23 protein-coding genes and 1 tRNA gene are annotated in these 23,298 nt (G+C 40.4%); 12 read left to right on the top strand and 12 right to left on the bottom strand.

What is annotated here, in order from left to right; translation table 11 throughout:
• The first annotated feature begins 54 nt into the window (after positions 1-54).
• Genes B5X70_RS14825 through B5X70_RS14815 form a run of 3 tightly spaced genes read left to right on the top strand, consistent with a single transcriptional unit; the run spans position 55 to position 3,715 of the window.
• On the top strand, positions 55-1,686 hold the full coding sequence (locus B5X70_RS14825; protein WP_198314248.1) for an SLC13 family permease: 1,632 nt from the start codon (positions 55-57) through the stop codon (positions 1,684-1,686).
• A gap of 12 nt (positions 1,687-1,698) precedes the next feature.
• Positions 1,699-2,187 (top strand): response regulator, encoded by a 489-nt coding sequence (locus B5X70_RS14820; RefSeq protein WP_079558689.1) that lies wholly within the window; start codon positions 1,699-1,701, stop codon positions 2,185-2,187.
• A 37-nt stretch (positions 2,188-2,224) separates the two neighbouring features.
• Positions 2,225-3,715 carry an ATP-binding protein gene (locus B5X70_RS14815; RefSeq protein ID WP_079558688.1) on the top strand — a complete coding sequence of 497 codons (1,491 nt, stop codon included), beginning with the start codon at positions 2,225-2,227 and terminating at the stop codon, positions 3,713-3,715.
• A gap of 24 nt (positions 3,716-3,739) precedes the next feature.
• Here B5X70_RS14815 and B5X70_RS14810 read toward each other — a convergent pair whose 3' ends face one another.
• The gene (locus B5X70_RS14810; protein ID WP_079558687.1) at positions 3,740-4,336 is read right to left on the bottom strand and encodes a DUF6992 family protein; all 597 of its coding nucleotides are present in this window, start codon (positions 4,334-4,336) and stop codon (positions 3,740-3,742) included.
• Between the two features lie 556 nt (positions 4,337-4,892).
• Here B5X70_RS14810 and B5X70_RS14805 point away from each other — a divergent pair.
• The 9 genes from B5X70_RS14805 to B5X70_RS14765 all read left to right on the top strand — a co-directional run bounded on the left by B5X70_RS14805 (position 4,893) and on the right by B5X70_RS14765 (position 11,291).
• Entirely contained in the window at positions 4,893-5,537 is a 645-nt protein-coding gene (locus B5X70_RS14805) for a class I SAM-dependent methyltransferase (protein WP_079558686.1), read from the top strand.
• Positions 5,538-5,826: 289 nt separating this feature from the next.
• Entirely contained in the window at positions 5,827-6,078 is a 252-nt protein-coding gene (locus B5X70_RS14800; RefSeq protein ID WP_079558685.1) for a thioredoxin family protein, read from the top strand.
• Positions 6,062-6,367, top strand: a complete 306-nt coding sequence (locus tag B5X70_RS14795; protein ID WP_079558684.1) for an ArsR/SmtB family transcription factor — start codon at positions 6,062-6,064, stop codon at positions 6,365-6,367. Before B5X70_RS14800 ends, B5X70_RS14795 begins: the two co-directional genes overlap by 17 nt.
• Before the next feature lie 126 nt (positions 6,368-6,493).
• On the top strand, positions 6,494-6,922 hold the full coding sequence (locus tag B5X70_RS14790) for a nitrophenyl compound nitroreductase subunit ArsF family protein (RefSeq protein ID WP_079558683.1): 429 nt from the start codon (positions 6,494-6,496) through the stop codon (positions 6,920-6,922).
• A gap of 58 nt (positions 6,923-6,980) precedes the next feature.
• Entirely contained in the window at positions 6,981-7,367 is a 387-nt protein-coding gene (locus B5X70_RS14785; RefSeq protein WP_079558682.1) for a hypothetical protein, read from the top strand.
• Between the two features lie 5 nt (positions 7,368-7,372).
• Positions 7,373-8,086, top strand: coding sequence for an aromatic aminobenezylarsenical efflux permease ArsG family transporter (locus B5X70_RS14780; RefSeq protein WP_079558681.1), 714 nt, complete (start codon positions 7,373-7,375; stop codon positions 8,084-8,086).
• 42 nt (positions 8,087-8,128) lie between these two features.
• A complete protein-coding gene (locus B5X70_RS14775; RefSeq protein ID WP_079558680.1) occupies positions 8,129-8,998 on the top strand; it encodes a universal stress protein in 870 nt (289 codons plus the stop codon).
• 130 nt (positions 8,999-9,128) lie between these two features.
• Positions 9,129-10,448 carry a permease gene (locus tag B5X70_RS14770; protein WP_079558679.1) on the top strand — a complete coding sequence of 440 codons (1,320 nt, stop codon included), beginning with the start codon at positions 9,129-9,131 and terminating at the stop codon, positions 10,446-10,448.
• Between the two features lie 6 nt (positions 10,449-10,454).
• Positions 10,455-11,291, top strand: coding sequence for a C-GCAxxG-C-C family protein (locus B5X70_RS14765; RefSeq protein WP_079558678.1), 837 nt, complete (start codon positions 10,455-10,457; stop codon positions 11,289-11,291).
• A 27-nt stretch (positions 11,292-11,318) separates the two neighbouring features.
• On the opposite strand, the gene B5X70_RS14760 is transcribed toward B5X70_RS14765, so the two are convergent.
• The 11 genes from B5X70_RS14760 to B5X70_RS14710 form a co-directional block, all read right to left on the bottom strand.
• Positions 11,319-11,606, bottom strand: coding sequence for a hypothetical protein (locus tag B5X70_RS14760; RefSeq protein ID WP_079558677.1), 288 nt, complete (start codon positions 11,604-11,606; stop codon positions 11,319-11,321).
• 59 nt (positions 11,607-11,665) lie between these two features.
• Positions 11,666-12,727, bottom strand: a complete 1,062-nt coding sequence (arsB, locus tag B5X70_RS14755; RefSeq protein WP_079558676.1) for an ACR3 family arsenite efflux transporter — start codon at positions 12,725-12,727, stop codon at positions 11,666-11,668.
• Positions 12,724-13,149, bottom strand: a complete 426-nt coding sequence (locus B5X70_RS14750) for an arsenate reductase ArsC (protein WP_079558675.1) — start codon at positions 13,147-13,149, stop codon at positions 12,724-12,726. The genes arsB and B5X70_RS14750 overlap by 4 nt, the downstream gene beginning before the upstream one ends.
• A gap of 4 nt (positions 13,150-13,153) precedes the next feature.
• The gene (locus B5X70_RS14745; RefSeq protein ID WP_079558674.1) at positions 13,154-13,489 is read right to left on the bottom strand and encodes an ArsR/SmtB family transcription factor; all 336 of its coding nucleotides are present in this window, start codon (positions 13,487-13,489) and stop codon (positions 13,154-13,156) included.
• A gap of 162 nt (positions 13,490-13,651) precedes the next feature.
• The gene (gene purE / locus B5X70_RS14740) at positions 13,652-14,143 is read right to left on the bottom strand and encodes a 5-(carboxyamino)imidazole ribonucleotide mutase (protein WP_079558673.1); all 492 of its coding nucleotides are present in this window, start codon (positions 14,141-14,143) and stop codon (positions 13,652-13,654) included.
• Positions 14,128-15,294, bottom strand: a complete 1,167-nt coding sequence (locus B5X70_RS14735; RefSeq protein ID WP_079558672.1) for a 5-(carboxyamino)imidazole ribonucleotide synthase — start codon at positions 15,292-15,294, stop codon at positions 14,128-14,130. Before B5X70_RS14735 ends, purE begins: the two co-directional genes overlap by 16 nt.
• A 533-nt stretch (positions 15,295-15,827) precedes the next feature.
• Positions 15,828-16,133, bottom strand: a complete 306-nt coding sequence (locus B5X70_RS14730) for a type II toxin-antitoxin system RelE/ParE family toxin (RefSeq protein WP_079558671.1) — start codon at positions 16,131-16,133, stop codon at positions 15,828-15,830.
• On the bottom strand, positions 16,114-16,341 hold the full coding sequence (locus B5X70_RS14725; RefSeq protein ID WP_079558670.1) for an addiction module protein: 228 nt from the start codon (positions 16,339-16,341) through the stop codon (positions 16,114-16,116). The genes B5X70_RS14730 and B5X70_RS14725 overlap by 20 nt, the downstream gene beginning before the upstream one ends.
• Positions 16,342-17,169: 828 nt before the next feature.
• Positions 17,170-21,966 carry a RecQ family ATP-dependent DNA helicase gene (locus tag B5X70_RS14720; RefSeq protein ID WP_079558669.1) on the bottom strand — a complete coding sequence of 1,599 codons (4,797 nt, stop codon included), beginning with the start codon at positions 21,964-21,966 and terminating at the stop codon, positions 17,170-17,172.
• A gap of 291 nt (positions 21,967-22,257) precedes the next feature.
• The gene (locus B5X70_RS14715) at positions 22,258-22,731 is read right to left on the bottom strand and encodes a hypothetical protein (protein ID WP_079558668.1); all 474 of its coding nucleotides are present in this window, start codon (positions 22,729-22,731) and stop codon (positions 22,258-22,260) included.
• 371 nt (positions 22,732-23,102) lie between these two features.
• Positions 23,103-23,173 (bottom strand) — tRNA-Gln (locus B5X70_RS14710).
• Positions 23,174-23,298: the final 125 nt, after the last annotated feature.

Below are 23,298 nucleotides of genomic sequence, written 5' to 3'. Positions count from 1 at the left end.
AAGATTAAGCTAACTTTTAGTTTTGTAAATTTGCGCTTTTTAAAATAGTGCAACATGCCCGGAAAAAGCAAACAAAAATCAAATCAAATTAAATTTCTTACAGGTCTTATTCTCGGAATAATCGGATTCTGTTTACCCCTGTTTTTTACGTTCAACGGATTGTCATATGCAGGACATATCGCCCTGGGAATATTTCTTATGGCGGCTGTGTTTTGGATGTTCGAGACCATTCCAATCTATTCCACATCCATGTTGGTCATCTTCCTTCAGGTTGTACTCTTAAGTCAGCAAGGGGTTGTTTTTTCTGATGCCAGTTTGCCAACCACAACCGCAAAGCAACATACGAGCGACTCATGGCTGGTACCAGCTGAAGCAGTCGATGGTGAAAAAATATACGTAGCTAATGATAGCAGAAACTATACTGCCATTGATGTTAAAATACTTAACCGTGCCGATTGGGTTGAGATAAGAAGCAACGAATTACAATCAGACGCGAAAATTGTCAGCAATGCCAACCATAAACTGGTTGGATATAAGCCTGTCTCATTTTCCCTATTTTTTGGAACATTGGCCAGCCCCATCATCATTCTGTTTTTAGGAGGATTTATGCTGGCAGGAGCAGCGGTAAAATACAATCTCGATAAAAACTTAACAAGTGTATTACTTAAACCATTTGGCACCAAACCTAATTTTATAATTTTGGGATTAATGGTTGTTACGGCAACGCTATCAGCATTTATGAGTAATACTGCAACAACAGCCATGATGATGACGGTGGCCATTCCCATAGTTGCGCAGGTAGCAAGAGAAGATAAGTTTAGAATTATCTTAGCCCTGTGTATTCCCATTGCAGCAAATATCGGGGGCATGGCTACTCCTATTGGAACTCCGCCTAATGCGATTGCAATAGCAAACCTGGGTCAGCAGGGAATAAACATTGAATTTGGGACATGGGTTGTAATGATGCTTCCCCTTGTCATCCTGCTTCTATTGCTAGCATGGTTCACAATGAGATTTCTTTTTCCGACAAATCTGCGTGAATTCAAACTTTCACTTAAAGTGGATTTTAACAAATCTCGACCGGCGATTATACTCTATCTTCTTTTTGCCGCAACCGTTTTGCTCTGGTTTACCGAGTCTGCACACGGCATCCCAAGCTCCATGGTAGCTTTTCTCCCAATAGCAGGCTTAACCGTTACAGGAGTTATGAAGCAGGAGGACATCCGCTCATTACCCTGGGAGGTTCTTTGGTTGGTGGCCGGTGGTATTGCCCTGGGTATTAGCATGGAGAACACAGGCCTTGCCATGTGGCTGGTTGCAAGCATTTCATGGGATGCTCTTCCTCAGGTTGTTTTAATTGGTGTGTTTGGGCTGGTAGCTTTAAACCTTTCAAATTTTCTTTCGAATACAGTTACCGCAACGTTACTAATTCCGCTGGCAGTAAGCATGGGTACTTCAGGTATTGCAGGTGAAGGTTTTAGTTTGGTAATATCAAGTTTGGCCATTGCTGCAGCTTGTAACATGGCTATGTTACTTCCAATATCCACACCACCAAATGCCATTGCCATGAGTACAGGATTTATTAAAACACCCGATATGGTGAAGGTGGGAATTGTTATTGGATTAATTGGAATTGTTGCTACATTAGCACTGTCGCAACTATACTGGCCTTTCATTATTAATTAAAAACCGAGAATTATGTCCGATATCTATATTATTTGCGTTGAGGATGAGGCACAAGTGCTCGATGTTGTTATTCGCGATCTGGAGCAATTGGAAGAGTTTTTTCCCATCGAAGGAGCTGCCTCTGCCAGCGATGCCCGCAAACTAATTAACGAAATAAAAGAAGAAGGGAACCGAATTGGACTCATACTATGCGACCACATCATGCCCGGCGATAAGGGTGTTGACCTGCTTATTGAAATGCAAAAAGATGAGTTCACTCATAGTACCAGAAAAATATTGCTAACCGGGCAGGCAGGACTGGATGATACCATTCAAGCTGTAAACAAAGCACGACTTAATCAGTATGTGTCCAAACCCTGGAAAAAAGAGGAGTTGCTTCAGATTGTTATTGATGAACTGACCGACTACGTCATCGAAACAGAAGATGAACTTCTACCCTATTTGTCGGTACTTAATCAGGAAAAATTACAGGAAGCAATCAGGGCAAAAGGGTTTATTTAGAAATTGCGAGATTGAGATTTTGAATCAGGTTTAAAAAATGAATTATCCCAAAAAACACAGCGCCCTCCATCTTACTGAGGAAAGCACCCGCTCCCTTTATGATAAGGACACCTTTGTTCAAAACATAAACCAGTTAATCACTGAGTCAGAATTACTAAAAAGTCTGCTGAAAACTTTTGAAGAAGGGGATGTTCTGCTTGAAGAGGGAATGCCCAACAAAACCCTCTATGTGGTTTTAGAGGGAGAGGTGAGTCAGCACAAGGACGGTGAAGATATAACTGCCGATACCGGATTGCTGGGGCCGGGCGAGTTTTGTGGATTACTTTCATTCCAAACCGGTGAACCAATCTTTATCACCATAAAGGCTCAGAGTCGGGTCAAAACCCTGGCTTTTGACCACAATAATTTCGAACTGTTCTACACGAAATATCCTGAAATCAGCAGGACGCTTCATGGTTTAATTTTCGCCAACCTGGCTGAACGGTACCGCAATATGTTGGGACTTCACCTCGAGGTGGCAAAATTAACGAGGGAACTTGAAAAAGAAAAAAATCATCTACGTAAAGTCATCAAAGAGTTAGAACGCACACGTAACGCCTACATTTCGCAAGAAAAAATGGCAACGCTGGGTGAGCTCACAGCAGGATTGGCTCATGAAATAAACAACCCGGCATCGGCGTTGTTGCGTTCAGTGGATTATTTATCACAAAATCTATCCCAATTGATTGAAAGTTCAGCGAAACTACCCAGCTCTTGGGAAATCAGGTACTTTTTTGAAGCCGGACTTAGCAGGGAGTACGCCGATTCTGTGGAGCAGAGAGAACGCATGAAGAAACTGGCAGGCGTCTTTTCGCATATACAGAGAAGCAAACTCAGGCTGGTGGCCGAGATGAACGATGATCTGATAAAAAGACTGATGCAGTATTCAAGCAAGAAGTCGCAACAAGAACTGCTTAACCTGCTGATTGATGCTTATCAATCAGGACTTTTTCTTAATGGAATACGCATTTCAACCGGCAGAATTGAGTTTCTGGTTAAAAGCCTTAAAAGTTATAGCCGACAATCAGGCAAGAATCCGGAACTTGCTGATATTCGCAATGGCATAAGGGAAACCCTGCAAATTCTTGGACACAGGCTTAAGAGCGTAAAAGTACATCTCGATTTGGAAGAAATTCCTGAAATAAACTGCTTTGTTGGCGAGCTAAATCAGGTTTGGACAAACCTGATAATAAACGCATGTGACGCCATGAAAGATAGCGGAAACTTATACATTTCATGCGGAGTTAATACAACCAACGCTCAGGTTTGGGTGGAAGTTGCCGACGACGGACCCGGCGTTCCCGATAAAATAAAGAAAAAAATATTTAACCCCAGCTTTACAACCAAAACTGCCGGGGGCGATTTTGGTTTGGGCATTGGACTGGCAATCACCCAGGGAGTCATTGAAAAACATCAGGGCTCCATATCAATTAATGACAGTGAAGGCGGCGGCGCAAAGTTTTTGATCACTTTTCCGATTGATGTTTAAGATTTTAATCGTAGTGGCCTCTTTCTAAAAATTAAAAGTCAATTGACCCATTGTCGGACCAACCGACAATTCCAGATTATTTAGGAAATTCAACTTATGGCTGTTAATTACTCCATAAAGAATTAAGTCAAATACAAGAAGAAACCCTCCTTGCAATATCACCGAATTCCCATAGCCTTTCAGCATATCAGCTCTTTTTTCCGACTTTTTACTTTGATGGCGCAACACAAAACCGCCGGCAATATATACCAAATCCAACCCGGCATTTATCAACAAAAGGTTCTCCAGACCGGTAACATGTGAAAGCATATCCTGTGCATCCATACCCGCGATATCTCTGGCATAGCTTCCGGCTATGGACCATGTCGCAATGGCCAGATTTACACCATTCCACATTGCGTTCATCTGGTGAAAGTATTTCTGATCGCCGGATGAGTGCATCCAGCCATTCACACCCAAAGTGATGTTGGCAAAAGCCCATGAACCGAGCACATACATCCCTATGTTCGTAATGTTTTGAGATTCCTCAAAGAACTCATAATAGGGGTTCTGTGCATCCAAGGTTAAAGAAATAACACACAGCATCAGAACAACGAATGGAAGTTTGAATAATTGGAACATGGCATTGTTTTTTCCTATTTAACAACTTTGGATGTGAAAAGTTTTTCTTCTATGCCTCCATTGATGTCTTTGAATATGCTAGATAAGAAATCACCCCTGTCCGTTTTTTGGCAAGATGCATACTATATGTTGGGTCTCCATAGGACACGGGAAATTAGGGCCGACTTTTCTCAACCGATATTCATGTGTCTATAATTTGTTTTACAGTTGCTCCCGAGGCCTCGGGAGAACTCGCCATTTAGTCATAGACTTGTGTATCGAAACATTCTGCATGGCTCGATTCTGTACCTGGCGGCTCAGTTCCGTTAGACGATTTACTAAGTTCGTCGAAGCAGCCTAAAAATCTATTAAAATTAGGCCAAAACCAACCTTTCAATGCAAAATTGCAACCAATTCCATTTATCCTTGAAGTATTTAAATGTGAAACCTGTTAATGTTTTTTGGGAATATTTACTTGAAAAACAAGTAATTTATTGCTTGTTTTTCTTCGAAAACAAGTAGTTTTGTCCTGCAAAATTTAGTCAGATACTTTCATCTGCAATAATAATAGAACTGTATGACTTGCCCACTTTGCAAAAATCAAGAATCTACTTCATTTATAGGGATTAACGACATCCTTTTCTGGAAATGCCCATCATGTTATCTGATATACAAAGATCAGTCATATCATCCAACTCCAAACGAAGAGGAGTTACGCTACATGCATCATAACAACAACTCTGAATGTGAAGGTTATGTTGACTCTCTTAATCAGGCATTGGAGCCATCACTCAGTTATATTGACAAAGATATGGTGGGGCTGGATTTTGGCTGCGGGCCGGAACCTGTTTTGGCAAAAATGTTAGAAGAAACCGGTGCTGAATGTTACCATTACGATCCTTTTTTTTTCCCTGAACTACCCGATGAGCGGCTCGACTTCGTGATTTCCACTGAAGCATTTGAACACTTCTTTCAGCCATATAAGGAGTTAAACCTCATCACCTCTCTTCTGATTCCCAGCGGAACTCTTAGCATCATGACTCACCGATGGAAAGACGACACAAATCTGAATGAGTGGTGGTACATGCGTGACCAAACGCATGTTTGTTTTTTCCATGACAAAACTTTTGAGTTCATCTGCAAGAAGTTTGGTTTTTCCCTTGAGTATGATGATGGCGATAAAGTTATTATTCTTCGAAAAGTGGTAGCCTGGGAATTTTAATGTTAAAATCACCAATAACTCTCAGTAACTGTTTTTAATATATATTAAAGATAAATCCCGATGAATCGGGATTAGACAGATAGAATAAGTTTAAAAGACGATCAGATATATCTGGTTTTCTGTTTAATCTTGTCTGTCGTTTTATATGTCTTACATCTAAAAATCTTTAAAACAGATTTAATATAAATTTAAAAACATTATAACCTATTTAAAAAAATCACGTAACAGATTGCATATTACAAACACATTTCGTTATTTTGCGAAACGTAAAAACACAAAACATTTTATTATGGCAGCAGATATCAAAGTATTAGGCCCGGGTTGTGCAAAGTGCAAAACCCTTGAAAAGGCAACCCAGGAAGCAGTTGAGGAACTTCAACTAAATGCAACTGTATCAAAAGTTGAAGACATAATGGAAATCATGTCTTATAATGTTGTTTCAACGCCTGCCGTCGTAGTTGATGGCAAAGTAGTCGTAAAGGGTCGTGTCCCGTCAAAAGATGAATTAAAGAAACTTATTGGAGATGCCGCAAACGCTTAATAAGGTTGAGCTGGATGCCGACGTGCAGGAAGTTGCGCGAATTATGAAAGCCATGAGTCATCCAGTCAGGGTTTATATCCTGAAAAAACTCTCACACATGGACTCCTGCTGCTACAGTGGTGATTTGGTAGAGGAATTGCCAGTAGGAAGATCAACTTTGTCTCAACACTTAAAGGAGTTAAAATATGCCGGATTAATTCAGGGAGAAGTAGAGCCCCCTTACATCAAATATTGCATAAATTATGAGAATTGGGAGAAGGCAAAGAAGTTGATGAAAGAGTTTTTATAAGAGTTAATGAGTTTGATTGTTGATAGTTGATGGTTCTGTGTTTATGGTTTATAGTTGATTCAATCAACACAGAACTATCAACTCAAAACAAAAAACCCCGAAACAATCATCAAATATTTTATAAATATGATAAAAAGAACATTTTTAGCAATCGCTGTTGTCCTTGCAGTTATATCTTGCGGACAATCACAGTCGGGACAAAGTGGCCAAAAATCAGCCTCGCTCAGCGAAGCTGATGACGCTAAGGTAAAAGTTTACTATTTCCATGGCAGAATGCGTTGTCCAACTTGTGTAAACATTCAAGAGGTGGTGCAAAATACAGTCAACGATAATTTTGCCGGAAATGAAGATGTCGCATTTTTGGAGGTTGACTTTTCTGACCGAGCCAATGCCCATTTGGCCGACAAATATGAAATTGCATGGAGTAGCGTGGTTATTGCCACCGAAGATGAGCATACCAATATTACAGAGCAGGCGTTTGCAATGGTTATGAATAACCCGGAAGGCCTGAAAAGTTTAGTTATGGCGGAGACTCAAAAATTTTTAGATAAATAAATTAGTGGATCATTAAGAGTTAATTAATCTGTGTAATCAGAGTTTAAACAATATAACTATGAAAAAACTTATTTTAATTTCAGCCATCGCCCTAATGAGTGGAATGGCTGTCATGGCTCAAAAAGCAGAAGTCCTTTATTTTAAGGCACAACTGGGATGCTGTGTGGCACGTGCCTGCGACATGCTTCAAAACGACATCAAAACTATGGTGGAGAGCAACTTTGATGCTTCAGAAGTAGTTTTTAAAGAGGTTCGTTTGGCTGATCCCTCCAATGCCGAGCTGGTTCAAAAATTCAATGCCCGCTCACAAACAGTTGTTGTGGTGAGAAACGGAGATTCAGAAAAATTTAAGGACATTTCCACAGAGGTAAGAAATTATTTAAGATTCAGAGATCGTGAAGAGTTTGAGAGCACTTTGGTTGCTTCGGTAAATGAAAATCTTTAACCACTATGGAGTTTTTGCAAAATCTTGCAGACAACACGCAATTTCCACTTTTTACTGCATTTATACTGGGACTGATGACTGCTGTCAGTCCCTGCCCATTGGCCACCAACATTTCAGCCATTGGCTTTATCAGCAAAGACATTCAGGATAAAAGAAAAACCTTTATCAATGGATTGGTATATACATTAGGTCGTACCATAAGCTATACCGTTTTAGGAATTATCTTAATTCTGATTCTTAAACAAGGTTCAAGCATTTTTCAAATTCAAAGAGCCATTGGAAACTACGGAGAGCTTTTTATCGGACCCCTGCTGATTGTCATTGGTGTATTTATGCTGGATCTGATAAAATTCAACTTTTCCCTTACGGGCGGTTTGTCCGACAAAATGGAAAGTAAAACAAAAAAAGGCAGCTGGTGGAGTTCATTGTTGCTTGGAATTGTTTTTGCCCTGGCATTTTGCCCATACAGCGGCGTCATTTATTTTGGAGGGCTCATCCCATTGGCGGTTTCTTCAAATATAGGGTATTTGTTACCGGTGGTTTTTGCAATAGCCACAGGTTTGCCCGTGATTCTATTCGCCTGGATTCTCACATTCAGTGTTTCGAGTGTAGGTAAAATGTACAACAAAATTAAAACCTTTGAATTCTGGTTCAGAAGAATCGCAGCGGTCATATTTATTCTGGTAGGACTTTATTACATCTGGTTGATTTACTTATAATTTTTTAATCAGCAATTTTAATTCAAACTAAATCTACCCCCTATGTTTAAAAGGATTTTAATAGCCAGCGACCTCTCTCCTGTTTCTGATGCAATCATTGGTTGCATGACCAACCTAAAAACGCTCAACATCAAGGAGGTGGTACTTTTTTATGCTCTGGGGTTCAGGGAAAATGACGAAGTTTCGGAAATAGTTCATCAACAGGTAAAGCCTGATTTGGAACGACAGCAGGACATATTGAAAAAAGAGGGCTTTAATGTTAGTCTGGCGTTGACTGACGGAATGCCTTCCGAAGAGCTCAAACGGGTTTGCGACGAAAAAGAAGTCTCACTTATTGTTATGGGATCGCATGGTCATAGCGCGTTTACCCATCAATTTTTCAGGATTGGAGGAGTTGCATCAGAGGTTCTTAACAGCCATGAAAAGCCATTGCTTTTTTTACGCATTAAAAATGATGCATCAGGATTTGAAGCAGCCTCAGTCAACCTCAAAGAAAAGATTCTTTTTGCCACCGATTTTTCCGATATCTCCATGTATGCTTTTGAATATCTGGAAGAGCTGGTTAAGGATGGAGTTCAAAACATCACCCTGATGCATGTGCAGGACAAAGGGCGCATTTCCGGGCATCTTGAACATAAGCTGGAAGAGTTTAACCACATTGATAATGAACGCCTTTTACTTCGGAAGGAGCGATTGGAAAAACTGGGTGCAACCAATGTAGAAATAAAAATTCCTTATGGAATACCTGCTCAGGAAATTATAAATGAAGCGCACCAAGGATATTCGCTAGTTGTAATGGGCAGCCAGGGTCGTGGATATTTTACCAACGTTTTTATAGGAAGCGTTAGTTATAAAGTAGCGAGAAATTCAGATGTTTCAGTATTGTTGGTGCCGGAAAGATTCAGGGAATAAAACTTCATATTCGGAAAAATAAGCAAGATCTGCCGGCCCATTTAGATCCCAAACAAAGTAATTAACGTGCAAACAACAACACCGAAATATACGTTTCGGTCAGGAAACGAACATCTTAAAAACTAGATAAATGGAATTAAAAAAAGAACTAAAAATCCTTTTTTGGATTGTAGTGGTTTTCCTGGGAGCCTTTTATATGCCTTTGGAGAGTGCAAGATTTCAGGATGCCATTGCAGCTACACTGGATTTAACCAGGTGGTATGCACAGGAGCATGTTATTTTGTGTCTGTTGCCCGCATTTTTTATTGCCGGGGTTATTTCAGTATTTGTCAGTCAGGCCGCCGTCCTTAAATACTTTGGCGCCAACGCCAAAAAATGGCTGGCCTATACAGTGGCATCGGTTTCCGGAACCATTCTGGCCGTTTGCAGTTGTACCATTTTGCCGCTTTTTTCGAGTATTCACAAGCGTGGTGCCGGCTTAGGCCCCGCCGTTGCTTTTCTATACTCAGGGCCGGCCATAAACATCCTTGCCATTATACTTACTGCCCGCATTCTTGGGTTTGAAATGGGCGTAGCAAGGGTTATCGGAGCCGTGGTATTTGCTATTGTCATCGGGTTGGTAATGTCGTTCATCTATCGCAAAGAAGAGAAGCTGAAAAAAGAAGAACAGATGAACATTCCCGAGGTACCGGAAAAACGCCCCATGTGGCAAACCTCTTTTCACTTTTTCACCCTGGTTCTCATTCTGGTATTCGCCAACTGGGGACAACCCGGCGAGGGTGTAACTGAAGGACCATGGTACTGGATATGGGTCAACAAGTGGAATTTGACGGCTATTTTCTCCCTGATGCTGATGTATTCCCTTATTTACATTCTGAAAATTAAATGGCAATGGGTTGTGGTTGGAGGAATAATCACTGCTGCATCGGGATTTTTAACATCATCGCCTTTGGTTCCAATGATAGTGGGAGTTGCTGTATTAAGCATCATTACCCTGCTTGACAAACAAGACGATGAAAATCGTGAATGGACACTGGCCACCTGGGATTTTGCAAAACAAATTATGCCCATGCTGGCAATTGGTGTGGTAATAGCAGGATTTTTACTGGGAAGTACCTATGATGATGTTTCCATGCCTGGCATCATTCCCGACCAATGGGTTTCATCGCTGGTGGGAGGCAATTCCATTTGGGCCAACCTGTTTGCCTCTGTTTTAGGAGCTTTTATGTATTTTGCCACGCTTACCGAAGTCCCCATTTTACAGGGATTAATGGCTTCCGGTATGGGTAAAGGACCGGCACTGGCACTGTTGCTTGCAGGACCATCCCTTTCGCTACCAAATATGTTGGTGATTCGAAGCGTAATGGGAACGCAAAAGACCTTGTTATTTGTGGTATTGGTAGTGATTATGGCGACCATATCAGGACTTATTTTTGGATCAATGTTTTAAAAAAGCATGAAAAGGAGAAAAGCAATTAAAGCAAGTTTAGGGATGCTGGCTGGAGGAGGAGTTGGCTTGTTTGCATTATCCAGGCTATTTAAGCCTGATTACCAGACCAACAATGACCCATTTAAGTTAGAATACAAACAGGCAGGGGATTCATGGGATTATGATATTCTGGATCCGAAAATCACAGCAGAAATTGCTTATGAGCAATACAGCAACGGGAGTTGCATGTATGCTGTGGTTGGAAGCGTTGTAATGCAGCTGGCCGAAAAATATGGAGAACCTTACAAGAGTTTCCCATATCATCTCTTCCGTTACGGGCAGGCAGGAATCGGAGGATATGGTTCAGTTTGTGGCGCATTAAATGGCGCTGCAGCCTTATTGGGATTGTTTGTTTCCGAAAGAAGCGTCCGGGACAGAATGATTACCGACATTTTTCAATGGTACGAACAAACACCGATGCCCCAATACATCCCTAAAAAACCTGCGCATGATTTTATTCTTCCGGCATTTGCCACTGAATCCGTATTGTGTCACGTATCCAATACTTCATGGAGTAAAATGGCAGGAGTAAAAGTTGACAGCAACGAGCGTAAAGAGCGATGCAGAAGGCTTTCATGCGATGTTGCGGAAAAAGTTGTGATGGCTCTTAATGATTTGAAAGCGAACAGATATGTTGGAAATAAATATGCCAATGAAAGCGTTAATTCATGTGTTGCCTGTCATGGCAGTTCAGGCAAATTAGACAATTCCTTCGGAAAAATGGATTGTAAATCGTGCCACACAGAATCAGTGGGACACAGAGCTTTTTCAAATATTCATTATAAACTTACCGGCGATAAGTAGATTAAAATTATAATAATAACCCAAAAATCATCGACAGCAACGCCCTTCGGGCAGCATAAAATCCACTCGGAATCCATGTGTTTTGTAATCAATGATGTACCCCGAGAGCACCTTGCCTGTTTCAACACTCATAGTAAGTGGAATCCCCTCTATAGAAACAACTTTGTGTTGTTCCTTTTTCTCGTCCACAATTGAGAACTCTGGGCTTGGAGGCTCCTTTTGTTCGCCCACTATCACCTCAATAAATTTGCTCCTTTGATGATCTACTGCGAGCATCTCTTTTAGTTTTTTAATGGCATTAAGAGTCAGTTCCATAGATTGATTTATTATTCATCCCATGACTAAGAGTCATAGGATGAATAAAAACTTTATAATCAATATTTCTTTTTATTTGCAAAAGCTACCAATGACAGCATGATTGGCACCTCCACCAAAACTCCAACCACGGTTACAAGTGCTGCCGGGGATTGTAACCCGAACAATGCAATGGCTACCGCAACGGCAAGTTCGAAAAAGTTGCTGGCTCCAATCATGGCTGCCGGTGCACAAACGGCATAATTAAGTTTTAGTTTCTTACCGCCGTACCATGCAATAAAAAAGATGAAATAGGTTTGAATGATTAATGGTACTGCGGCCAATAGAATAATCATTGGGTTGTTAAGTATGTTTTGCCCCTGAAAAGCAAACAGCAGTACTAGAGTGACCAATAATGCTACTATACTGACCGGTTTTAATTTTGGCAAAAACACATTCTTAAACCATTGAACTCCTTTTGATTTAAGGAGAATTCGTTGTGTAATAACACCAGCAACCAGTGGCACCACAACAAATATCAAAACACTGTAAACCAAAGTATCGTATGGAATTGCAACGTCTGTAATCCCCAATAGCAATCCCACAATGGGTACAAATGCCACCAAAATTATCAGGTCATTTACCGAAACCTGAACCAAAGTATAATTAGGATCACCATCCGACAGGTATGACCACACAAAAACCATTGCCGTACATGGTGCGGCACCTAAAATAATGGCACCTGCAATGTATTCCCCGGCTAAAGATGGATCAATCCATGCGCCATAAAGCTTGGAGAAAAAAATCCAGGCAAAAAATGCCATAGAAAATGGCTTGACAAGCCAGTTAATGATTACCGTCCAAACAACCCCGCGGGGCTTTTTACCTATTTTTTTGATACTGGAAAAATCAATCTGGAGCATCATTGGATATATCATAAGCCAGATAAGAATTGCTACAGGTATGTTTACCCTGGCAATTTCCATGCTGCTGATGACCTCAATGCCATCACCAATAAAATGGCCAATCCCAATACCGGCTAATATTCCCAGTGCTACCCATATTGTGAGGTATTTTTCAAAAAATCCAATGGTTTTTCTGGGCTGTTCCGGAATTATAACTTTTTTTTCTGTGTCAGTCATAGTTGTGATTCAATTTCTTCTTTATACAATTTGTAAAAACCTGCTTTGATTTCATCCCTGACACGGATAAACTCGCTCCAGATAAATTCATCGGTTCCGGTAGCGTGCGACGGGTCATCAAATCCAATGTGAAGACGCTTTTTAACTTTGCCCATAAATGCCGGGCAGGCTTCGTTGGCTCCTCCACATACGGTAATCACATAATCCCACTCATCACCCAGGTATTTCTCTACCGAATCAGATGTGTGATGACTGATGTCGATGCCAATTTCTTTCATGGCTTTAACCGCGCTCTGGTTAAGTTTGCCGGAAGCTTCGGTTCCGGCTGAACAGACCGTTAAACGTTGGTCAAATGAGGCCATAAATCCATGAGCCATCTGACTTCGGCATGAATTGCCGGTACACAAAATCAAAATTTTCATATTTCTATTTTTTACAGTTTATGGTATCAATATTTAAATCCTCGAGAAATGAAATGGCGGATGATTTAAAATCTTTAATGGCCTGCGTGTTGAGGCAATAATTGGTTTTCACCCCTTCTACAGTGCCAACTATCAGCCCTACCTCCTTTAATTCCTTTAAATGTTGATTAACAGTAGTTCTGCTTAGTGGCAGTTCATCAGCAATATCTCCGGTGATGCATGTTTTAGTTTCAGCCAGATATTGAAGAATTGATAAACGCGCCGGATGAGATAAGGCTTTAAAGAATTTGGCCTGACGGACCAAATCAGCAGAAAAAGAGTTCTTAATTAATTTAGCCATATCATATAGAGCTTTAAATTTGATGTTCTAATCAAGTAATAGAACTACCCGATGTTTTTATGCCGTAAATTTACGTCATAAAAAATTATGACGCAAAAATACGTCATAACAAAAGATTAAATTATTGTTACATTTATGGAATAAAAATATGAAGGAGATGATTTATCGCTTAACTTTTTCAGATTTTGCGATGACCTGATTTTTTAAATCCTCTTTATAATTGATGATTTTTTGTAGTACCTCCTGATTGTTTGCGGCCACAATTTGTGCAGCAAGAATACCTGCATTTTTAGCTCCGTTTAATGCCACTGTGGCAACAGGCACTCCTCCGGGCATTTGTAAAATGGACAATACAGAGTCCCATCCGTCAATTGAATTACTTGACTTTACAGGCACTCCAATAACCGGAAGTGGTGTGATGGCTGCCACCATGCCCGGAAGGTGCGCGGCTCCACCAGCTCCGGCAATAATGACCTGAATGCCTCTTTTATGAGCGTTGGAAGCAAAATCATACATCTTTTCGGGAGTGCGGTGAGCCGAAACAATATCCAGTTCATATTCAACTCCAAATAATTCCAGCATTTCAGCTGCCTGATTCATGACAGGCAAATCCGAGTCGGATCCCATTACTATGCTTACTACTTTTTTTCCCATGACTTTACTTTTAACAATTCCTTTACCTTGTCGGCCTTTTTAAGTGCGTCTTGCATATTCGCCGAAAGAATGGTAACATGACCCATTTTTCTGAATGGCCGGGTCTCTTTTTTTCCGTACAAATGAACCTTAACTCCCGGTATTGCCATACTCTCAGTAAGACCTTCATATTTTACTTTGCCCTGGTATCCTTCTTCACCAATGATGTTAAGCATTACCGCCGGCAATTTTAATTCTGTGCTTCCCAGAGGCAGGTTTAAAATTGAACGTAAATGTTGTTCAAACTGGGAAGTTATAATGCTTTCAATGGAGTGGTGTCCACTGTTGTGCGGTCGTGGAGCCATTTCATTGACAATAACCTCACCATCCTGATCTACAAAAAACTCAACAGCAAGCAATCCCTCCATATTTAATAAACCAATGATTTGCGATGCTATGTTAATGGCTTTCTCAGTCTGCCCGGCAGTGATGGTTGAAGGACAAATGAGCTTGTCAACCAGATTGGCTTTGTCGTTAAAAACCATCTCTACAACAGGGAAACAACTGATGTCACCATTTTGATTGCGGGCTGCAATCACTGCTATCTCCTTGTCAATTTCGATTTTATTCTCAATGATGGAAGCATCAGGCAGGATTTTTCCAAGTTCTTCGGAACTGTTTACCACCGCAACACCTTGTCCGTCGTATCCACCCTTTCTTATCTTTTGTACGAACGGAAATTTGATCTCTCCGGAATTAATTTTTTCTTCAATCTCTTCCAAACCATCCACAAAAACAAAGGGAGAGGTGGGAATTCCATTCGTTCGGTAGAACTCTTTTTGCAATCCTTTGTCCTGAATCATTTCCAGAACATCAGGGTCGGGTTTAATGACAACACCTTCTGATTTCAATTTCTTTAAAGCTTCTATGTTGATGTTTTCCATTTCATAGGTTAAAACATCCACCAATTTGCCAAAGTTATAAACATCATCAAAATCAGTCTGGCTGCCACTTATCAGGCATGAAGCGATGCTTCCTGCCGGACACTCCTTCTCCTTATCCAGTACATATGTTGCAATATCCCATTTACTTGCTTCCTGTATCAGCATTTTCGCAAGTTGTCCCCCGGCAATGATTCCAAGTTTCAGATTCGAAGTAATCAATCTTTCCATTTATATTGAGCGCATGTAATTTAAAAGTCTGAACGCAAAGGCGAAAAGACACAAATTTTTATAAACCAAAAAATATCATGTGATTCGTTATTACTGAGCATAAATACCTCAGATTATCCTAACAAACCAATGTGAATAATTCCTGCTGGTAATAATTTTATGCAAAGAAAAAGAAATTTGTCGGGATTATCTGAGAAAAAATAGATAGTTCCATTTTTTCTGTAAAAGAAATGCCATGATGGGGAGGGAAGATATAAACGCAAAGACGCAAAAGCACAGAGGATTTTTTGGAGAGAGAAGAGCTAAAGGCAGCGATGCAAGGACGCTGAGGTATCTTGGGAAGAGTTAATATGCTTGTGGTAATTTATTCCTAAAGTTCCGTAGGAACGTAGCAAATAATGATCCAACCTATGACCGCTCTTTATGGACAAAACCAGAGACTGCCGTGTGCCCGCTTTGCTTGCATAGAAAGTTCCAAGCGAGGGTTAAAATTTACAAAAGAGTTCTTTCCTTCATAAAGAATAGCAAATTTATCATGTCCGTTCATTCCATATTTCAGGATTTCTACTCGTGTGGAAAATCGCAATTACCTGTATTACTGCATGAACAATTCGATAGTAAATCACGAATGGGAACTTTTTTACAACATACTTTCTTACATCATTGTGAGCAATTGGAAACGATTTTGGGTTTTGTTTGATATTCTCAAAACCAAGATTAATTTGCTTAAAGAAAGTGTCAGCAACTTTTATGCTGTCCTCAGAATAAAATTCATATGATTTATCAAAGTCAACTTCTGCCTCGTCTGATAATTCAAGACTATACGTCTTTGTCTTCATATTTCTTTTTAATCAAGTCCCAATTCTTAAAAGTCGTTTCGCCGTTTTCTATTCGATGCAGCCTTTTATCAAGTAAATCCTTATGCTCGGATGGAAGCTCCTGCAATCCTTCTTTCACACTAACAATCTCTATATAATCAATATCTTTGATTAGATTAAGAAATGCAGCTATTTTTCTCTGCTCCTTTATATTAACTGTAAGTTCCATATCAACTCATTTTAGATAAAGATACTGTTTTATAATGCGATTATCGATTTTTAAAGCATTAAAATTTCATAGGAAAACCTAATTTTATAAGGCCAAATTTAAGGTCAATTGAATGTTTTCTTTACAAATTTCCCTAGAAACGACACATTTTATAAGACCGGATTTTAATCCGGTTAAAAGAACCGCCCACAGATTAACTGAGTTCCGTAGGAACGTGGCATATTATGATCAAACCTATGACCGCTGTTTATGGACAAAACCAGAGACTGCCGTGTGCCCACTTTGCTTGCAAAAGATTCCCGCTAACTGAGAATTTCTTTCTGCAAATATTGCTTGCTCTGATTTAAGCTGTCCTTTCAGGACGAAATCGCCTTGTTGTGCGAATACCCAAGGCGTTGCCATTGGGTTGGAATAACCTGCCGCTTTGTGGCATTAGGGAGAATTAAACGCTTATCTGATGGGGGTTGAAAAAAAAGAAAGCAAAAAAGGGCGGAAAGCACAGCAGGACGTGGGATGCAGGGCGAAAGGGATATATCTTTTCTGACCTCATATAATATGCCCCGAGCCTACAGCTATCCTTCGCATTGATACAACTGCTTATGAATGGACTAAAGTCCATCCTTACAAAATAGATGCGAGCCTACGGCTCTCAATTAATAAGCAATTTTTTATTCTTAAAGTTCCGTAGGAACGATACGTTTAATGAAATCCAGATGTATTCAACCCTGCTTTTTAAACAAAAAACACACTTGTAATCAATAACTTATTTTTGGCTAACACCTAATAATCTAATAACCTAACCATCTATTATAAGAGCATCTGCCCCATCTATTTCCCCAACCTCACTTCCGGCAATATGATTTTTATTTCGGTGTCGGTATCTTCATTTTTCCAATAAAGAATATGATTAACTTCTGCGCTTGTGGGTTTATAACCTTTTAGTTCGAATTGTGACAGTTTCTCTTTAAATGCGGTGGAAAATTTCAAAACACGCCTCCCTTTTGCATCCGTGCAACCTTCGGTGTCGATCAGCAGAGGGTCTCCGCTTAAAAGATCCGGGATGAGATGTTGTCGGTGAGTAAAATACCCGAGCCATATGTCTTTATGGGTCAGATGCAATATGAGCCATTCGGGGTTTTGATGATTTCGGTCATCCATTTTACAAGGAATACTGTTGTTTGACACATCGTCCAGAAACGCACCATTCAAGTGTATGGAAAGATTCTCTTTAGCCCGAGTCATTGCCACATAAAGCTGTCTTATTTTCTCATCATTATCCGTCACAAAATTATCGAGCAGCAGAAATACATGATCAAACTCCTTCCCCTTTGCTTTGTGTATGGTTGAAACAAAGATGGTTTCTCCGTTGATGTTGATAAAATCTTCAGCTTTGGACTCCCTGACAAACACCTCAAAATCCGATCTGTATTTCTGTTTGGGGTTGCTCAACTGAAACTCTTTAACAAGGTTGATACAGACGTCTATTTTTGAACTGGTTTTGAACTTCTCCCAAACATTTCGTTTTGCCTGTTTCCATGTGTCATCACTGATCACTACCTGATCACCATTTAAACTCAACTGGTCAATAAAAAATCTTATCTCATAAAGATTGTAAAGGCTAAAATCGCTGTTTGACTGAATCAGTCTAGCCGGAAATCCCATTTTATTGAGCAGTCCGGTAATCAACAGAGCCTCATCGTTGGTCTGGGTAAGTACCGCGGTGGTTCCGGCAAGATTCCCTCCGGCAATCTCCTCCACCAATGGAGTAATGAGCCCTCCTCCCCGGTATTTGGTAACTTTTATCTCCCCATTCTCCTTTTGTCTTGCCACAATGGGAGTCTCCTTTAATCTGTAACGTATTTTTTGAACCACTTTGTTGGTGAACTCTACCAGATTGTTTTTGCTGCGAAAGTTTTCATTCAACTCATATTTTTTGGCCTGATATTGGGTGATAAACTGCTCCAGATGCCTGGAACTGGCTCCACGGAATTCATAAATGTTCTGATCGTCATCGCCTACGGCGATAACGCGCATCTCTTCATTTAAATCCATCAGCGTTTTTATCAGAGAGAACTCATGAAGATCCATATCCTGCGCTTCATCAATCACCAGAACACTTTTACTGATGCGGCTTGGTTCAATGTCCTTGTTTCGGATTTTATCAATGGCCTGTTGGATGATGGTATCCGATTTTTCAATGGAACCGACTTTCCCCAACAGGTCAAAACAGTATGAGTGAAACGTTTTTATTTCCACATAAGCCGCTGCGTTCCCTATGAGTCCAATCAGCCGTTGTTTAAATTCACTGGCTGCCGCACGCGAAAAGGTGATCATCAACAGTTGCTCATGCTTCACATCTTCCATTAGCAACAGCGAAGCCAGTTTATGCACCAGCACCTTGGTTTTTCCACTTCCGGGACCGGCTGCTACTACAATGTAACGAGAGCTGTTGTCGGTTATAATTTTCAATTGCGACGGGGAGAGTTCCCCAAACAATTGCCTGAACTTCGACGGGGTGAGATTCCTCTGAATCTCTTTTTGTCGCGTTGCATTGAAATATCGGTTTAGAAAAGTTGAATAGTTGAGATTAAAATAATCGTTTACAAATTGCAGTGCCTCCTTATAATCACTGATCATTTTCTTTGCGTATTCCCCGACAATGTGAATCTGTTGAATTTTATTTACATAAAACTGCTTCAGCTTGGTGTAATCATCGGTTTTGTATCTTTTCTTATTATCCTGCTCAATGCGTTCGATGCTTAATTTGTTGTAAACCACCAAAAATCCGCCTTCAATCTTTATGGCATCAATTCGTGAAAGATAAAACAGTGCATCCTCCACATCCTCAATGGCAACAGACAATTTAAAAAGAGCCTGCTCCTTCTCGTAGGCCTGCTTTAATTCATGTACCGAAAACTCCACAAGCAGTTGTTCTTTGTTCTGATCTTCTGCCGTTATACTTTCGTTGCTTTTCGCAAATAGGTAATTGACAATAAAAGCTGCAAGCTGGTGGCGTTTCTCAAGTTTTTCCTTTAATACGCCAACCGGGTTGTTGGCCATAACGGAAAAATGGTGGTTCGAATAGTCATGATTCCGCCTTTTTATCCAGTTTTTAATGGTCCAAAAGTTAATGATGGTTCTCAGCTTGTTTGGCGAAACATCTATACAGCCAGCCATTTCTGCCGCTTCGTTCAGTTCCTTCAGATGCAGCACTTTCTCATCTTCATCAATGGCAGACAAAAAGAAAGTCTCAATTTTGCCGAAAGTCTGCAATATATTAAGCGAGCGGTTTTTGTTCTCACCGCGTTTTATAAACGCGGTTAAATCCTTGGCATCGGCCAGTATGCGCTCCTCCCTAAGTAGGTTTACCACGTTTATCACCTCCTCTTTTACAATACCAAGGTGGTCGGAAATGTAGTCAATTCTTGTTTCTGCCACCTCATCGGAGGCTTGTTTCCGGCTTTTACCGGAAAACAGTTTTTTAATGATGCGCACAGCATGCACCTTCTGTTTATCATTGAAACGGTGCGATTGATTGATTCTTTCGATGGCCTCCTGAGCATTTTTTGCCAATATACTATTGGCAAAAATCCTTGGCATATTCTGTCCGCGCCTAATGTATCCGGCCTCTTCGAGTGCGGCAATGGCTGTGGTCACGCGGGTTTCAATTTCCACCACATTTTCGTCCCAGCCGGCTTTTCTGGCTATCTCCAAAGCAGAGTTGGACGCCGTAGCACGAAAACGGGTAATCTCTTTAATGGCCGACCAAATTTGCTGAATCTCCTTGATATTGAGTTTGGTCTGGTTAAGCAGAATAAAATGCTTGCTTAAATCCTCCTCGCTAAAAAGAATGTAACACTCGGCCGTGATCTTTTCATCACGACCCGCTCTTCCTGCCTCCTGCACGTAATTTTCCAGCGAATCAGAGACATCATGATGAATCACCATGCCCACATCTTTCTTGTCCACACCCATCCCAAAAGCCGATGTGGCCACCATAATCTGCAGGTCGCCACGAATAAAAGCGTCTTGATTCTCCGATTTCTCCTGCTTGTCCATTTTTCCGTGATAGGCTTTTGCGGCATAGCCATCGTCCGATAGCCGCTGAGCCAACTTGGTCGCGAGCCGGGTGCGGGACACATAAACAATGGTGGGACAGTTTTTTCCGTCAACCAAATGACGAATGGCCTGGTATTTCTCCTCATCCGTTTCTTTGGGAAGCACTTTGTAAAGCAAGTTTTCGCGCGCGGCAGGTGAAGTAAAAAGCTCCAGTTTGAGCGCAAGTTTCTCCCTGAAATAGCTCTTTATATCCTCAATTACTTTCTGCTTGGCCGTAGCCGTGAAACACGACACAGGAATTGGATCTGTGAGATTTTTCTTTTCCTGAATGGATTTGATAAAATCACCGATGTAGAGATAATCCACCCTGAAATCCTGTCCCCATGCTGAGAAACAGTGTGCTTCGTCAATGACGAAGCGCACAATGTTGCGTCCCAGAAGCAAATGCTCAATGGTTTTGGACCTCAACGATTCCGGAGATATATAGAGCATGGATGCAGAACCGTTTTCAACCCGTTCGAACGATTTTGCACGTTCAATTGGATCCAACAGTCCGTTAATGGTAACGGCCTCGGTGATACCGGCACGCTCAAGGTTATCAACCTGATCCTTCATCAAACTTTGAAGCGGAGAGATGATTACCGTTAAACCTCTGACATTTTCACCACTCATCAGTGCAGGAACCTGAAAAGTAATGGACTTCCCTCCTCCCGTAGGAAAAACCGCCAATAACGAACGGTTTTGGATGGCCGCCTTCACAGCCTCTTCCTGTAAAGGCTTCCCTCCATATTGCCGATAAAACTCAAACCCGAAGAACTTTCTTAATCCCTTCCCGGCATCAAGAGACTGATCACAATATGTACAGCCTTTTAAACAAGGATTATTACGCAACAGATACATCACCCTGTCAACCTCCGGGAAATTCTTTAACACCCATGGCGGAGTAAATGAACTCCGACATCCGGTATTGATGAGTGCAATGCAATAGGCTAGTTCAATAGGGTTGTTGCAGATCAACTGTTCCAAATCAATGTGAGCACAAATTTGTGAAGCAAATTTGCGTCTGATCAATTCTATAACATTTGTCTTTTCACTTTCATAACCTACAAACAGAAAAAATGCAGCAAATTCACCCTGATTCCCCAAAAGGGAATAAAAAATTTGCCGCAACTCTTCCTCCGACTCTTTAAAAGCAGTCACTTCATCGTAAAAAAGATCCATCGCTTTAATGGCGTCATTAAGAGGATTATTTAGCTCTTCAGTTTGAAGTTTATCATCCTTCAGTAAAGCATGATAAGGCTTTTTTGGAAAGAGTAGCGGTGAAAGAAACAAAGTGTCTATAACCGGACTGCTTACGAGTTTCTCTCCCAACACCTTCTTAAGATATGGTAAATCGTGACGGATGATGTTATGTCCACATAAAAAACTGCCGTCATTTATCAATTTAATTAAATCGGAAATAGCATTGGAGTGCATTTGGTGCCCATGATTGTTTATTGCACCAATATCTAGTATCCTTTTGTGTTCAGGATCCGTTTCAATATCTAAAAACAGGATGGATTTCATTGTCTCTTATAAAAAACAACCCTAAACATATATTATACTGATTATAAACTCTTTATGTGATACGCTTCTTACGAAAGTTCACGTAAATATAGAACGCCTTTCCCATGTTCGAAAACATGAAAACATCAAATATAAAAATTTAACCTGCATTATTTCAGAAAATTAGAAATTAATGATCGTAAATAAGGTTGAGATATTTGGACGAACAAAAAATGAGGACCATAACTTCACAAATAAAAAAACAGATAACACCAAAGTGTTATCTGTTTTAAAAAATTTTACAACAAGGTTTTAGAACCTGTATCTGACACCTAAAGCCAAACTAAAGACGCCCCTGTCATATGTATTAATCAACCCCAATTCAGGACGAATGTCTACTGAAAGTTGAAGTGGAATCTCTTCAAAATTATACTCCACGCCGGCATTTAAGGCAGCAGCCAAAAACATTCCGTCATCTCTGTAACCAGGACCAGAATAAGAACGGTTCCCAATTGAGGGACCCACACCCGCATACCAATAGAAACCTCCTTCAATTTGCCACACCCACTGGTAGATACCTGTTAGTGACCAATGGCTCCAGTGCGACGAACTTTTAATCCCCAAGTCCAGCTCCAGGCGGTCACCGTTAAATGGGGTTTGATATGAAATTTCGGCACCAACCAGGTTTCCTCCCCCAAAGCGAAGTCCTATTGCTCTTCCCTGTGCATTAGATACCGCAGGAATTATCAGCATGCATGCCAAAATAACAAATACTGCTTTTTTCATATTAATAAATCATTTTTAATTAGTAATATAAAATCTAAATGAACGATTCTTTATGTTGTAACTGTTTAAATTCTCTCCAAAAGAAAAGGTCATTTGAAAATGTTTAGATACAACTTTAGTACCACAACTCAATGAAATATATACTGGCTAAAATCAAACAGTCTCTATACAGGTGACAATATTAGCCAAAAAGTGTTCATTCTGCAAAAGAGGACTAATTGCAAATCTCTTTCCACTAATCGAAAAGGTTAATCAATCATCAGACAATCAGCCTGATTTCCATATTAAGGGTTGTTTCAAACAAACGAACAATCTGGCAATTTAGTTTGTCGGAGCAAAAAAAAAGCGATCGTAAACGATCGCTTAAATTGTTGTCTCGCAAGGATTCGAACCCTGACTAGATGGACCAAAACCATCTGTGCTACCATTACACCACGAGACAAACTTGAGTGCTTTTTCCTTGAAAAGCGATGCAAATATAGAATGTTTTCAGGTATCTTTCAAAAAAAACAGTCTAAAAAAAAGAAAAAGTTGCATAAACACTGTAAATCAATCAATTTTAACTCT

It is taken from the genome of Alkalitalea saponilacus, assembly GCF_900168165.1.
Classification (GTDB): Bacteria; Bacteroidota; Bacteroidia; order Bacteroidales; family Marinilabiliaceae; genus Natronoflexus; species Natronoflexus saponilacus.
This window is presented reverse-complemented; position numbering and strand designations above follow the sequence as displayed.

Bases quoted from the DNA above. Each gene is read 5' to 3' on its own strand.
- B5X70_RS14825 (WP_198314248.1), top strand. From the start codon at position 55: ATGCCCGGAAAAAGCAAACAAAAATCAAATCAAATTAAATTTCTTACA.
- B5X70_RS14820 (WP_079558689.1), top strand. From the start codon at position 1,699: ATGTCCGATATCTATATTATTTGCGTTGAGGATGAGGCACAAGTGCTC.
- B5X70_RS14815 (WP_079558688.1), top strand. From the start codon at position 2,225: ATGAATTATCCCAAAAAACACAGCGCCCTCCATCTTACTGAGGAAAGC.
- B5X70_RS14810 (WP_079558687.1), bottom strand. From the start codon at position 4,336: ATGTTCCAATTATTCAAACTTCCATTCGTTGTTCTGATGCTGTGTGTT.
- B5X70_RS14805 (WP_079558686.1), top strand. From the start codon at position 4,893: ATGACTTGCCCACTTTGCAAAAATCAAGAATCTACTTCATTTATAGGG.
- B5X70_RS14800 (WP_079558685.1), top strand. From the start codon at position 5,827: ATGGCAGCAGATATCAAAGTATTAGGCCCGGGTTGTGCAAAGTGCAAA.
- B5X70_RS14795 (WP_079558684.1), top strand. From the start codon at position 6,062: ATGCCGCAAACGCTTAATAAGGTTGAGCTGGATGCCGACGTGCAGGAA.
- B5X70_RS14790 (WP_079558683.1), top strand. From the start codon at position 6,494: ATGATAAAAAGAACATTTTTAGCAATCGCTGTTGTCCTTGCAGTTATA.
- B5X70_RS14785 (WP_079558682.1), top strand. From the start codon at position 6,981: ATGAAAAAACTTATTTTAATTTCAGCCATCGCCCTAATGAGTGGAATG.
- B5X70_RS14780 (WP_079558681.1), top strand. From the start codon at position 7,373: ATGGAGTTTTTGCAAAATCTTGCAGACAACACGCAATTTCCACTTTTT.
- B5X70_RS14775 (WP_079558680.1), top strand. From the start codon at position 8,129: ATGTTTAAAAGGATTTTAATAGCCAGCGACCTCTCTCCTGTTTCTGAT.
- B5X70_RS14770 (WP_079558679.1), top strand. From the start codon at position 9,129: ATGGAATTAAAAAAAGAACTAAAAATCCTTTTTTGGATTGTAGTGGTT.
- B5X70_RS14765 (WP_079558678.1), top strand. From the start codon at position 10,455: ATGAAAAGGAGAAAAGCAATTAAAGCAAGTTTAGGGATGCTGGCTGGA.
- B5X70_RS14760 (WP_079558677.1), bottom strand. From the start codon at position 11,606: ATGGAACTGACTCTTAATGCCATTAAAAAACTAAAAGAGATGCTCGCA.
- arsB (WP_079558676.1), bottom strand. From the start codon at position 12,727: ATGACTGACACAGAAAAAAAAGTTATAATTCCGGAACAGCCCAGAAAA.
- B5X70_RS14750 (WP_079558675.1), bottom strand. From the start codon at position 13,149: ATGAAAATTTTGATTTTGTGTACCGGCAATTCATGCCGAAGTCAGATG.
- B5X70_RS14745 (WP_079558674.1), bottom strand. From the start codon at position 13,489: ATGGCTAAATTAATTAAGAACTCTTTTTCTGCTGATTTGGTCCGTCAG.
- purE (WP_079558673.1), bottom strand. From the start codon at position 14,143: ATGGGAAAAAAAGTAGTAAGCATAGTAATGGGATCCGACTCGGATTTG.
- B5X70_RS14735 (WP_079558672.1), bottom strand. From the start codon at position 15,294: ATGGAAAGATTGATTACTTCGAATCTGAAACTTGGAATCATTGCCGGG.
- B5X70_RS14730 (WP_079558671.1), bottom strand. From the start codon at position 16,133: ATGAAGACAAAGACGTATAGTCTTGAATTATCAGACGAGGCAGAAGTT.
- B5X70_RS14725 (WP_079558670.1), bottom strand. From the start codon at position 16,341: ATGGAACTTACAGTTAATATAAAGGAGCAGAGAAAAATAGCTGCATTT.
- B5X70_RS14720 (WP_079558669.1), bottom strand. From the start codon at position 21,966: ATGAAATCCATCCTGTTTTTAGATATTGAAACGGATCCTGAACACAAA.
- B5X70_RS14715 (WP_079558668.1), bottom strand. From the start codon at position 22,731: ATGAAAAAAGCAGTATTTGTTATTTTGGCATGCATGCTGATAATTCCT.